At 32.4% G+C, this 12,078-nt stretch carries 6 protein-coding genes; 5 read left to right on the forward strand and 1 reads right to left on the reverse strand.

The window, feature by feature from the left end; all coding sequences use genetic code 11:
- The first annotated feature begins 299 nt into the window (after positions 1 to 299).
- The 5 genes from ACRD7A_RS13500 (at position 300) to ACRD7A_RS13520 (ending at position 11,295) form a co-directional block, all read left to right on the forward strand.
- Positions 300 to 1,865, forward strand: coding sequence for a zinc-ribbon domain-containing protein (locus tag ACRD7A_RS13500; protein WP_430811601.1), 1,566 nt, complete (start codon positions 300 to 302; stop codon positions 1,863 to 1,865).
- 123 nt (positions 1,866 to 1,988) lie between these two features.
- Positions 1,989 to 2,783 (forward strand): hypothetical protein, encoded by a 795-nt coding sequence (locus tag ACRD7A_RS13505; RefSeq protein WP_430811600.1) that lies wholly within the window; start codon positions 1,989 to 1,991, stop codon positions 2,781 to 2,783.
- A gap of 184 nt (positions 2,784 to 2,967) precedes the next feature.
- Entirely contained in the window at positions 2,968 to 4,029 is a 1,062-nt protein-coding gene (locus tag ACRD7A_RS13510) for an acyltransferase family protein (RefSeq protein ID WP_430811599.1), read from the forward strand.
- A 341-nt stretch (positions 4,030 to 4,370) separates the two neighbouring features.
- Positions 4,371 to 10,625 (forward strand): P-loop domain-containing protein, encoded by a 6,255-nt coding sequence (locus ACRD7A_RS13515; RefSeq protein ID WP_430811598.1) that lies wholly within the window; start codon positions 4,371 to 4,373, stop codon positions 10,623 to 10,625.
- A complete protein-coding gene (locus ACRD7A_RS13520) occupies positions 10,582 to 11,295 on the forward strand; it encodes a hypothetical protein (RefSeq protein WP_430811597.1) in 714 nt (237 codons plus the stop codon). The genes ACRD7A_RS13515 and ACRD7A_RS13520 overlap by 44 nt, the downstream gene beginning before the upstream one ends.
- A gap of 43 nt (positions 11,296 to 11,338) precedes the next feature.
- On the opposite strand, the gene ACRD7A_RS13525 is transcribed toward ACRD7A_RS13520, so the two are convergent.
- Positions 11,339 to 12,061 (reverse strand): GNAT family N-acetyltransferase, encoded by a 723-nt coding sequence (locus tag ACRD7A_RS13525; protein ID WP_430811596.1) that lies wholly within the window; start codon positions 12,059 to 12,061, stop codon positions 11,339 to 11,341.
- Positions 12,062 to 12,078: the final 17 nt, after the last annotated feature.

Raw genomic sequence — 12,078 nt, forward strand, 5'->3', positions numbered from 1 at the left:
ATAAGTTAGGTAATCGAACACCGCCAAATCTTTGATTTGGCTTTAGAAATAGAAAGATAATAACAAATAAAAGATTTGGCTCAGAGAGTTTTTGGAGGTAGGGTTTCGTTAAATTGCCAATCGCTTCATCTAGCCACCGTTGTCTGCAATTCCCCCTATTCCAGAGCCATTGATTTCTCAAGCAAACGATAAAATGGTATAGTGTTGAAATTGTAGGTTTTATGAATTTGGGATTTTACCGTTAGTCAGAAGTAAAACAAAATATCATATTAATAAATCTTTATAGCTAAATGTGTTAGATGAATAATTCTTACTTAAAAGAAGTTAAAGAAATTGCACAATTGAAAGGAGGTGAGTGCTTATCTGAAGTTTATGAAGGATCGATGAAAAAACTACTATTCAAATGCGAAAATGGGCACATTTTTGAATCGACACCAACAAACATAAAGCATAACAATCAATGGTGTAAAGAATGTAGTGTCAATAGACAGAGGAGTGGTTTATTAGAATGCAAACAGTTAGCAATTCGTAGAGGAGGTAAATGCCTTGAATCCGATTATAAGAATCAGCATGAAAAGATGCTCTGGCAATGTGCAGCTGGGCATACATGGAAAGCACGCTATGGAGATATAAAAAGAAATGCTCAATGGTGTCCAACTTGTGCTAGCGGAATAGGCGAGCGGATTTGTAGATTATTTTTTGAGGAACTATTCGATTGTGCATTCCCTAAAACTTATCCTATATGGCTTATAAATGATTTAGGTAACCAAATGGAATTAGATGGCTACAGCTCAAAATATAAATTAGCTTTTGAACACCAAGGTGATCAACATTACAGCGCAAGATTACACTATTCAAATAACGAAAAATTAAAAAAACGGATAAATGATGACTTGAAAAAGAAAGAATTATGTAATAGTCATGGAATTATATTGTTGGCTATACCTGAGATTCCCACAAGACTTCCTATAAACAAAATTAAAAAATTCATACTAGATGAGTTAAGTAAACTAAAAATATCTTCTGAGCTCAGTAAATGTCTTGATTCATTTAAAAAGAAGCACATAGACTACAATAGGGCGTATATTTACAAGCCTTTAGAGCCAATCAGAGAAATAGCATTGGAAAAAGGAGGAAAACTTATTTCTAAATCATATTTAGGAATTTTTGAAAAACTTGATTTTATATGTAAACATGGACACAAATTTAAGAAATCACCCTCTCATATAATTCATAGAGGTCAATGGTGCCCTGTTTGTTCCAAAATAGAAAATAAACAATCCACAAAAGAAATTGAAGAATTAAGAAAAATAGCAAAAATTTATGGCGGTGTACTTATATCAGATTCATCGCTTGGCGCTCATAGTCATCATATCTGGAGATGTTCTAAAGGTCATGAATTTAATTCAACACCTGCAAATGTTTCACAAGGTAAGTGGTGTCCAATTTGTGCTAAAATTAAGCGTAAGGAAAAAACTAGAAAAGAATATGAAGATAAGTTTTTGAAAGTTTTGAAAAATAAGGGAGGCCGTATTTCTGAAGGTTTTTATAAGAGTATTAAACAACCAGTTCTGGTAACTTGCGGTCACGGGCATGTTTGGTCTGCGAGGCCTGAATCAATATTCAAAGGATCTTGGTGTCCTGACTGTAAAAAAATAAGTTTTAGAACAAAATATGAAAAAAAGTTACTAAAAGTCATATCAATAAATGAAGGAAAAATACTTCAAGGAAAATATGAAACCATGAAATCTAAAATTAAAGTCGAATGTGCATTTGGCCATATTTGGTCAGCACGAGTTGATGGGTTAATTGGGGGTTCATGGTGTCCATTGTGTAAAAAAGATGCAATAAAAAATGGAAAATAATTTTTAAAAATAAGACCAGCAGACAACACGCGGTCATACACCATGGCTTGCCGCAGGCGCAACACAAGCCACACTGCATACCGCCAAACCGTTACCAACAAGGCTAAAAAAGAACGAACTCGAATGGCGAAAAAGAAATATATAGAGACAGGACAATGTATCTGGTGTTTAAAAAAAGAACCAGAGGTTTCGTTCTTTAATAAACCTCATACGATTTCTAAAAAGTTAGGAGCCACAAACATTGGATTTGATATTTGTGATAACTGTAATCATTTCTTTGGCAAAATTGACCGGACTCAAAAATATCCAATGTCAGTTGAATTAGCATTCAAGGAGATTTTAAATATAATGCGATTATTGCTCAAAAATGATTTAAATAAAGACACTTACAAATCATTCAAATCAACATATTTTTCATATCACCATTCAAAATCGACAATCGTTATAAATAAAACATTTAAACTAAATCCATACTTCATTGGGAGTTTGACAAGACAGTTTAAAAAAGGAATTTATGAGACTTTTTTGCAAGAATATCACAGAGAAACAAAAAACGGATTAGACAAGAGATTTGATTCAATAAGAAAATTTGTCCGTTATGATATTGGAAATCTTCCAGTTTATTTTTTAGATAATAATGGAGTCCACCTTGTGGAAGAAAATATTGATAATATCAGTTTTCATTTTCCAGAAAATGTTTTAAATCAAATCGATGATTTCGGATTTTATACAATGCTAATTTATAGCAATGTATTTTTTCTAGAGGTGACACCAAGAGCTGAATTAAGTAGAGAGATATTTCTTAAAAAAGAGAGTAAAGAGATGATTGGTAGTGGATTTATTTACACACAATTGAGAACCTTGGAATATATAACTGATATGGATTTTACTCTACGGAAACTGTATGAGAAAAAATAAAGCCCAGTTGGTAACAAAGTACATATTGCAGGGCGGGGTTAGGTGGTACGCCAACTGCGCCCCGAGGCTTCGGGGCTCGCATCGCAGTTCCGTGTCCTACCGGACAGGAACGCTCTCCGAAATCCGCCCCGACAACATGTACCAACCGTTAGCCATAAGATAAAAACTGAACATTACTAATTATATGAGTAGAAAACACTTTCATACATTTGATGCATTAAGATTTTTTTCTTTTCTCTTGGTTTTTTTTCTCCACTTACCAAAAACTGGAGTAGTGTATATTGATTTTTTCCTTAAAAGTGGGGGGATTGGAGTAACATTCTTTTTTGTATTAAGTGGTTTTTTAATTACTTATATTTTGTTGTATGAAAAAGAACATAAAAAGACAATTTCCCTTAAGAATTTTTTTTCAAGGCGAATATTGAGGATTTGGCCATTATTTTATCTTATGATAGGATTTGCTTATTTATCACCATATATACTAAATGCTCTCAATCTGCCTTTTGAAAATGAAGGATACAAGCCACATTTATTGACATCAATATTCTTCGGTGAAAATTATAAGATGATGATGACTAATACATTTCCAGACGGAGCGCCTTTAAGAGTTATGTGGTCACTATGCATAGAAGAACACTTTTACATTCTGTGGGGAGTGTTACTTTATTTTATCTCTATTAAAAAAATTCCTCTTCTTATTATATTCAGTATTATCATTGCAAATATTGCACGACTAATTTATTCTTATTTTGGATTAGGTCATATTGATATATTATCACATTTAGATTATTTTGCTTTCGGTGCAATACCTGCATATATTTTGATGCATAAGAAGAGTTACATCGCTTATGTGGAAAAAATACCAATATATTTTAAGTATACCTTTCTAGTTCTTACTGTTGCCACCATATTCATCTTACCAAATACTAACCTAGTATCGATTGATTTTTTATCCCCTTTTATCTTAGGACTTCTATTTTCAATTACTATACTATTTACATTAGGAAATAATTCTATTCATATCAATGACAATATATGGTTTAGTAAGTTAGGTATTTACACTTATGGATTATATTTGTATCATACTATAATAATTCTGTTACTAATTCAGATTTTTAAATATATATCATTTTCTAATTGGTATGTATTAGGAATATCATCTTTATTTATCACAATCGCGATTAGTGTAACTTCTTATCATTTGTTTGAAAAACAATTTTTAAAGCTGAAAAGATATTTTTATTGAAAAGATAATTAAATCCTATGGCTAACATTTTGTATAAGTAATGGCAGGGAAAGATCTAAATATCAAGGATTGTAGCCCGATCAAACTGCGCAGAGGTTTAACAGGAAATTACCACGCAATCTGCCACTACTCATACAATCAACCGTAAATAGATCTTCTTATGACTTTGTAAATGTATGATAGACAGGAGTGTATGATGATTCGCTTTGAGGTAGTGTTAATACAATTTACCATACACATAAGGAAAAAATATTCAAAAAAATATAAATTAAATTGTTGATAACTTATTTTTGTTATTATATTCTCTGGTTATAAAAATATTGGTATAAGAATAATATTAGATGCAAAATGAGTTAGTAGGATATTCAAGAGCAGGTGACATTTTTCACTATAGATGGGCTGCAAGAAGATGTTTAAATTTAATTTACCCCAATACATCATTAATAGATGTTGTGATTGAAGGCTCAAAGGAGTCTGAGAAGAAAGGAGAGTATGTTATTGATGTATCTGAATATTATAGTGACTGTGTAAAATACTATCAATTAAAACATACAACTGTTCAAAAAGATATACCTTTTACATTAAGTGATTTGCAAGGAACATTGGAAGGTTTTTCTGAAAGGTATTCTCAACACCGTAAGAATAAAAATAAGTTGAACTCTTCATTTGTAATTGTTACCAATAGACCTATTAGTTCATCTTTTAAGAAGAATATACAATTATTAGCCGATAAGGAACAAGTAAATAATAGGTTTAAAAAAACCTTAGAAAAATACACGAAACTAACTGACCATAGATTAGCCCTTTTTTGCAGTGTATTACAGCTTGATGACAGTGAAGGTGATTATAACATTCAAAAGAATGAATTGCGGACAGAGATCTCTCAACTTATAACTGGTGCTGTCGATAATGCACAACTTGAAAGTATTGTTTCATTGGTTAGTGAGAAAGTTCTTCCTCATTCTAATGGTTTAATTTGTAAAGAAGATATTTTAAAACGTTTTAAAATATCTTCTGAGAAGGATTTATTTCCTGCTCCTCCTATTTGGGAAAAAGCAGAAAATATTATAGAGATTGAACAATATGGAAACTTAAAACAAAATGTTTTAAGCTCAATAAATCCTGTTATAATACATGCTCCTGGAGGTGTCGGTAAATCAGTTTTTTGCCGTCAATTAATAAATTCTTTGCCTTCTAATTCAGCAGGTATAGCATATGATTGCTTTGGGGCAGGAAGATATCGCAACAGAAGTGAGTCAAGACATCGACACAGAGATGCATTGGTGCAAATTGTAAATGAACTTGCTGTTAAAGGATTATGTGACCCTTTGCTAGTTCAAGACACTTCACTAGATAGTGATATTATGAAAAAGTTTTTATTGAGAATAGAATGTTCAGTAAAAGCTTTAAGGAAGGTGCAAGATTCAGCTTCTCTTTTTATATTGATTGATGCAGCGGATAATGCAGAAATGGCAGCTCAAGAATTTAGTCATCCTTGTTTTGCAAATGAGCTTCTTCGCGAGCATATCCCCGATGGATGTAAATTAGTTTTACTATGCAGAACCGAAAGAATACATTTGCTAAAACCACCGTCCTCTATTTCTCAGTTTGGTTTAAAACCATTTACAAAAGATGAATCTCATCTAAATTTAAAAAGGAAATTTCCGAAGGCGAATGAGCAAGATGGCTTAGAGTTTCATCGTTTAACTAGTGGAAATCCTAGAGTTCAAGCAAACGCTTTAGATATTAAAGCATCAACAGTTTCTGAACTTTTGGAGCAAATAGGACCTTCTGGAATGACAGTTGAAGACCAGATAGAGCTTCAATTAAATACAGCAGTTTCAAGATTAAAAGATTCATTATCTGATATCTTTCAAAAACAAGTAAATGCAATCTGTTTAGGCTTAGCCAGTTTACCACCTCATATTCCAATAAAAATATTGGCAAAAGCATCAGGCGTTTCAATTGCAGAGATTAAAAGTTTTGTTTCAGATATTGGTCGTTCTTTATGGTTGTCAGATGAGTCTGTTCAATTCAGAGATGAACCAACAGAAACATGGTTTAGGAAAACTTATTTAGCAACAAAAGGAAATTTTGAAACCTATATATCAATACTTGAGCCGTTAGCTGAACAATCAACATATATTTCAGAAGTGTTACCACACCTATACCTTCAGGCTGAACAATATGACAAGCTAATTAGTATAGCTCTTTCCGATGATTATTTACCTGAAGACAATCCAATAGATGAGAGGAATGTTCGAGTTTACAGGCTGCAATTTGCTTTTAGAGCAGCTCTAAGGGAAAAAAAGTATGAGGATGCAATAAAAATTGCATTGAGGTCCGGAGAAGAGGTTGCTGGAAACCAAAGGCAACTTAGTCTTTTTCAAGATAATATCGACCTTCTTGTATTGCTCCAAGACAAGCAAAAGGTTCAAGAAATTGCATTTAAGCGATTATTAAGTAGTAGTTGGAATGGTTCTGAAAATGTATATACTGCCTCGTTATTGTCAGGAATAAAAGAATTTAAGGGCGAAGCAAGAGGTTATCTAAGAGCTGCCGTAAATTGGATGCAGATATTCTATGAAGAACGCCGTAACAGTGAAGAACAATTCCATCAAATTAATATTGAAGATGGCGACATATTGGAGATTGCATATGCATATTTAAACATTCATGGTGTTAATGATTGTATTGCATTCTTGAATCGTTTCACATCTAAAGGCTATATTTTCGGTATTGTTAGGAGTTTAATCCGAAGATTAGTAGATATTGGAAGTTTTGAGAAAATAAATACTTTTCTAAAAACATGTACTAAGGAACCTTATTATACTGTTGCAATAGTTAGTGAACTTGTAGTTATTGGAAAATACCCTCAAAAAGAGTATATCGAGAACTGTTTACAGTTACTAAATAACTCAAAATCCAGAATTAAGAAAGTTGGTTATTACGAACATAACGATATTATTACTCCAGCAATTGTGGCATTTATAGAGGCATGTCTGTTTAGAGGCTTACCAACAACTCAAATGCTGAACGTACTAAAGTATTACATACCAGAACGTGCTACTCAAACTGTATATAGTGGATATCAACATCACGAACGTACAGTTTATCTAAAGTCGCTGGCAATTCAAACTTTATTGCAAAACAGAAATGAAGTAAACTTTGATGAAATTATACCTGAGAATCTTTTAGCAAAGGAAAATAAAAAGAATAATAGACAAGACGATGACATAAAGGAATTCAAGGAGATAATCAATGGACTATTTCCCTGGTACTTTCTTAAAGCGAAGCTATTAAGTAATCAGAAAATTGATTTTGAAGATGCTATAAAAGTAGCGAATGATAAATCAAACAGTGCTCGGTCAAATAGGTATCGCCAAAATGACACATTGCCCTATGAGATAGCCTCTTTAAACTCATCAATCTTGTTATTAATTAATGATAAAGGCATCAATGAAATAAATGGCTTTTATCATTCATATATCAAAGGCAACAAACATCTATGGATTTCTAATCATATAGGTCTTGTAAGAGCATCGTTTAGATTGTCGCATTTATCACATATCAAACATGAACTAGAGCAGGATGCATACAAAAGAATTAAAAGTATCAAAGATGATGGACCAGAAGAAATAGCTGAAAGATATATTAGTCTTACTCGTGCAGTACTAAATGAAGCAACTGATGATGCAAGTGTTTACTTTGAAGAAGCTATTGATATTGTATCAAAATTTGGAGATGAAATTGTTAGAAGATGGGAAGCTGTTGTGGCTATTGCAAAACAAGCCTCTATTGGAAAGGATATTAACGAAGAATTAGCTTACCGATTTATTCGATGTGCTGAAGTAGTTGGAGAATATGTTGCTCGCGAAAAATATTGGAACAGAAGTGAAGCAATATCAATTTGTACCAGAATGTCAGATGGTGCTGGTATTTCTGCATTAAGCAGATGGCGAGACAGAGATATTGGGAGGTTTGAATATCAATTAGAAGCATTATTAACTGAATTAATTAAATCAAGTAAGATTTCTTCTTCTGTTTGTTGGTCACTAGCAAGGTTCTTTTCTTATCACAATCTTCCAGGTTTATTAAAGATATGTTTACAGCAGGAAAATGATTCTAAAGTAAAGCAAGCCATATTTGCTGATGCTGTTTATTTGCTCCAAATTGAAGGTGCATCACATGGTTGCTGGAAAGAAATGCAACAGATGGCAATAGAGCAGAATATTAAGAATAATAATGTGGAAAGTATTTTGCATTCACATCAAAGCAATGTTGTAACCTCACTAAAATCAAAAAATCATAAAAGAAGCTCAAATTCCAACGATACTGAAAGTAAAATAAATTGGGAGGATATTTTTGGCACATCTAACATTCTTAATAATGAGGAATTTGAAAATTGTTTTCAGCGGTTTAACATTGAATCAAAAAAGCAACACTATAGAAGCGTTGATACTTTTTTCAAAAAATGTTTATCAAGAATAAATGAGACAGATTATTGGAAGTTTATTGATATTTTATTTTTATCTGATTTAAATCGTTTTGAGATTAAATCACTCTTCGATTCACTTCCAAAGAACTGGGTAAGTAAAGTAAGCTTTAAAAAGAAATGGCCTGATATAATAAAACGATTAGGAAGTAAATTTTCACATGAGCTGGTAACTTTATATGGATTTAAATATTTTATTGAAGACTTTAAACTTCATGGACACGAGGTTAACATTTTAAAGGAGGGTATTTTTGAAGGTTTAGCAAATGGTTACGAGTTTTCCAATGCTGAGATGTTCTTTGGTTTTCCATGTGTTGTTGTTCCTTTGATTAAACCTGAACAATCTACTGAATTACTAGATTATGCTTTAACAAGATTTGAGTTGCATATTGAAAGTGATTTCGGCGATGGAGAGTGGAGCGACTGGTTGTCAACTTCGCATAACACCAACAAAAGTATAGCTGGTTTCATATGGTCAGCCCTTGGCTCACCTCGTTCATCAGAACGTTGGAATGCGGCACATTCTGTTAGAATGTTGTCAAAATTCGGTTGTACAGAAATAATTGATGAGTTGATACAATGGATGCAACTAAATAAAGTGGAGGCTTTTGGAAATATCAAATTCCCATTTTATAATCTTCATGCAAAACAATTTCTCTTAATTGCATTAGCAAGAGTTGCTCTTGACCAACCTGAGTTACTTATAACATACAAGGATATATTTATTCAGAATGCTTTAGAAGAAGAGCATATTATTATTCAAAAAAAATCAGCGGAGATTGCCATTTGTATTGCTAATTCTGGTAAAAGTGATTTTGATAATTCAGTATTGGAAAAGTTAAATGAAATTGGTGTTAGCAAAATGCCGATTGATGAAATCGCTTACAATGAGAATAAGGATAGTTACTGGCATCAAAATAATGAAGTTAGTACAGAATATGAATTTCATTTTGGATGGGATTTTGATAGGTATTGGTATGAGCCATTAGGTAATGTATTCGGTATCCCTGGAAAACAGGTTGAAGATATTGCTGCCCATGTTATAATTAATGAATGGGGTATTAAGGATAAAAGTGGCTACAATAATGACCCTAGAGTATCTATATGGAATAGATATTCCCAAGAACGAGAAACTTGGCACGACCATGGAAATTATCCGAGAACAGATAATCTTGATTTCTATTTATCCTACCATTCAATGTTAGTCGCAGCATCAAAACTTCTAAAAAAAATGCCTGTTGTTTCTAAAAGAGACTGGTATGATGATGAATGGGGTGAATGGCTTAATAGACATTTTTTAACTTGTGATAACGGTAAATGGTTATCGGATTACCGAGGATCTGTTCCAATAAAAAGACCTCAATGGATTTTTTTAAATAAAAATAAAGATTGGAGAACTAATATTTTAGAACAAGATTATCTAGATGCTTTACTTATTGAAAAGGATGGTGAACAATGGTTAAATGTGCGAGGCGGCTGGGAGGAGGTCGAAGGTGAGCATGATGAAACTATTTCTATAACTTCAGCATTAGTATCCAAGGAATCTGCACATGCCTTGATGAGAGCTTTAGAAACATGCAGTGACCCTTATGACTATAAATTACCAGATTATGAAGAGGGCAATATGGAAATAAATTCAACACCTTTTGTGTTAATCGGTTGGATTACTGACAAATCAGTTTCAGTAAGAATAGATGAGTATGACCCATATGCAGATAATTTAAGCTATCCCTCATATTCAATTGGAAGTGATATTATTAATAAAACAGGATTGACAGTAAAAGATGATGGAACCGTTTGTTTTCCAGAAGAGACAAACTCAATTTTAGTATCCGAAGTATGGAGTAGCCATAGAGATACTATTAGTGAAGAACCAAACCAGGCTGGAAATAGATTACAAATATCATTACGTTTTTTAAAGCATTTGTGTTTAGAATATAATTGTTATTTAATAATTGAAGTTGAAATAAAAAGAGAAATAAGTTACAAATACAGGGAGCGAGATGAAAAGTATGAATACTCGAAACCTAAACAAAAATTATTTTTACTATCATCAGATGGAGAACTTAAAACAACAAGAGCAAATTATAAACTTGGGTAAGCTTTTTGTAAAAGAACTTAAATTGGAACCTGGTGTAGATACATTTTCCCGATGGATGGCTCATTACCTTGCAGAAAAGATTACATTAGCAGAACAGTCAGAGGGTCAGGAAAAAGCCACCCTTAATAAGGAATGCTTTGAGATAATATTAAAACTTTGGGAACATCGCAATTCTCTTCCTTCTGGTAATAGACCATTTCAAAATTTTGAACCCATTATTGAGTTTTTATCAAAACTAAATATGGAAAGAGAACACCCTTTGTTTTTCAATAGTATCCCTGAAAACCAGTTGGATGATTTTGAGAAGAATAATTTAGACTATGAATCAGTAAAGGACTGGACAAATATTGCCAAAGAAATAGATAAAACAGCAAAAATTTGGATCGAATTTGCTTTAGGTCAAGCTGCAAACAAGGCAGCGAATGAAAGAACTAAAGAATGGATTGATAATGCGGTTAACATGCCTGAAAGTGCTGATTCTAGTATAATAAGTAAATTGGTTGATTTAAAAATTTCCTTTGATGATAAGGAAGAAATGGATGATTTCTCTAAAAAATATGCAATTGAAAAACTGAAAGATGGAATTTCTCGACTACAGAAATTTGATAAGTTAAATAAACTACTAATTGAAACCTATGAACTTGAATTGAACAAAGCTCTAAAAGAATAATAGCAAACAAAAGATAAAGCTTTACTTTTTTTCGGTTTTAGTATTATTCTTTTTGTAGTTTATTAATATAAATAAATGGGTCGAAATCTATGGGATTCATACGTGAGAAATATTTCACCTTATCTTCAATAATTGTTTTTCCATTCCTTGACCATCGTATGTTCCAATTTGGGTTGCAAGGATATAGAATTGGAAACAAAAGTTCCGTACATGATAGTTTAGCATCCCATATCCAGTTAGGTTCTGTGCGGTCTTTCATATAGGGCTCAACATTCCAGAGTTCAATTTTATCCGCACAATCAATGTCTTTATTGTGCGGAGCATTATATTCCATCAATGGTATGAAGTATGTAAGTTCTGATTCAGAATACCCTCTCGTTGGGAATTTTATAAAGCCCATTTTCTTCCAAAATTTTTCAGACTCCCTCGGTTCGCAAAATAGCTTTAAAGCTATTTTTCCTTCCGACTTGAAATATTTCTTAATAGCTTCAAAAGCTTTTTTACCTAATCCCATTTTACGGAATTTTGGATGTATCTCCATTATATCTATTTCAGCATAATAATCATGATTTGACCATGATATGAACCCTATTGATTGTTTTTCAAAATGGAGTGTGAAAAACTTTTCTTTCTCAAAAGAAGATTGAATAATATTCCAATTGCAATAAAAACCATCATTTGATAATTTGTACTCATCTTTCAGCCATTCTTCAACAGAATTCAAATCAGTTATGGAAGGATTAATATTTAATAGAACCTCTGACATGTAACCTAAGTGATTAA

The organism is Carboxylicivirga longa (assembly GCF_050589825.1).
Taxonomy (GTDB): domain Bacteria; phylum Bacteroidota; class Bacteroidia; order Bacteroidales; family Marinilabiliaceae; genus Carboxylicivirga; species Carboxylicivirga longa.

Coding starts and splice junctions, on each gene's coding strand:
- ACRD7A_RS13500 (WP_430811601.1), top strand. CDS start 300: ATGAATAATTCTTACTTAAAAGAAGTTAAAGAAATTGCACAATTGAAA.
- ACRD7A_RS13505 (WP_430811600.1), top strand. CDS start 1,989: ATGGCGAAAAAGAAATATATAGAGACAGGACAATGTATCTGGTGTTTA.
- ACRD7A_RS13510 (WP_430811599.1), top strand. CDS start 2,968: ATGAGTAGAAAACACTTTCATACATTTGATGCATTAAGATTTTTTTCT.
- ACRD7A_RS13515 (WP_430811598.1), top strand. CDS start 4,371: ATGCAAAATGAGTTAGTAGGATATTCAAGAGCAGGTGACATTTTTCAC.
- ACRD7A_RS13520 (WP_430811597.1), top strand. CDS start 10,582: ATGGAGAACTTAAAACAACAAGAGCAAATTATAAACTTGGGTAAGCTT.
- ACRD7A_RS13525 (WP_430811596.1), bottom strand. CDS start 12,061: ATGTCAGAGGTTCTATTAAATATTAATCCTTCCATAACTGATTTGAAT.